Consider the following 1,317-nt stretch of genomic DNA (forward strand, 5'->3'; position numbering starts at 1 on the left):
GTCTGGCCTGAACAACCGCTTCAGGCGAGCGCCAAGGCACCCTGATGGCTTTTTGCATCCCAGATGGCCGTCGCGACCAGTTCCAGGATTAGAGACCAAAACGCCCGGAGATGGGCGAGGATCTTGCGGATATTGTGGCCGCAGGCGCAGAGGACGGCAAAGACGGCATCTCCGACCCGGCCTTTCAGTGGACATCTGGCAAGGCGACCATCGGCCTTCATATGCCCGATCTCCGGCTCGATGGCGCTTCGCCGTTTCAGGAGCTTGGCCAGCGACGGCGTGATGCCCCGTCGCATGCCGCTGATCAGGACCTTTGTGATGCTCACACCGTGGCCACGATAGCCGCGGTCGACAACGGCGAGATCGGGCACCTGGTCTGTCAGGATAGCGACCTGCTCCAGTGCGGGCGCCAGCGTGTGGCCATCATAGGGGTTTCCGGGAAAGCTGCGGGCGCCGACGACGAAACCCTCGTCGATGGTCGTGACGAGGCTGACCTTGGTGCCGAATTCGTAGCGGACCCGCGCCTTGCCCTTGGAGATGCAGTCAACCTCGGGTTCGTGCAGGGAGTAGATCTTGTCCTTGCTCTTCGGGGTCTGTTCCAGCAGGCGACCGACCAGCCAGAGTGCTTCGAGCACCTTGTCGCGCAAGCCACCCGCTTGGATTTCTTGCAGATGACGGCGCAGATCGCGACGGATCCTGCCAGCATAGCCCTTGAGCTGGCGCAGAGCCTTGCGCATGCGCTTGAATTGCCGGGCATGGGCATAGCGCCCAACCTGGGCGGCCAGCCGCGGGGCAAGGCGAGCATAGCTCTGGCGCAGTTCGATCCCGGCCTCTTTCGCCAAGCCCACCAGCAGCGCCCGAGCACGCTCGTAAAGCTTGGCGTCCGTCGGATGGGCGATGTTCTTTTCCATGACCGTCGTGTCCACCGCCACGCGTTTCTGGCTCTTGTCGCTGATCGTGCCTGACGCCCGGCCCGCCTCGATGGTCTTGGTCAGAAGCCATTCTACTCCCTCTTCGCCGATCCGCTTGCGCCAGCGGGTCAGCGAGGACGGGTCGATCGGCGGGCGGTGCTGAAAGAAGGTCTCGCCGGTGAAATGTTGGTAGTAAGGGTTCTCCACCCAGCGGGCGACGACCGCCTCGTCCGAGAGCTTGAAGGCGTGCTGGAGATACATCAGCCCCGCGACCAGGCGTGGCGAGGTCGCCGGTCGGCCTTGATGCGAGGGGAAGAAACTCGCCCATTCCCGTTCGAAGAAATCCCAGTCGATCAAGGCAGCGAGTCTCACCAGTTCATGCCGGGCGTCGATCATGTCCACCAGC

The 1,317-nt window shown here is 63.2% G+C and carries 1 protein-coding gene; it reads right to left on the reverse strand.

Annotated features, from left to right (window positions below; all coding sequences use genetic code 11):
* Nucleotides 1-20: 20 nt before the first annotated feature.
* Nucleotides 21-1,316 carry an IS5 family transposase gene (locus ESZ60_RS20590; protein WP_245155812.1) on the reverse strand — a complete coding sequence of 432 codons (1,296 nt, stop codon included), beginning with the start codon at nt 1,314-1,316 and terminating at the stop codon, nt 21-23.
* Nucleotide 1,317 lies beyond the last annotated feature (1 nt).

This window comes from Paracoccus ravus, from assembly GCF_004522175.1.
GTDB lineage: Bacteria > Pseudomonadota > Alphaproteobacteria > Rhodobacterales > Rhodobacteraceae > Paracoccus > Paracoccus ravus.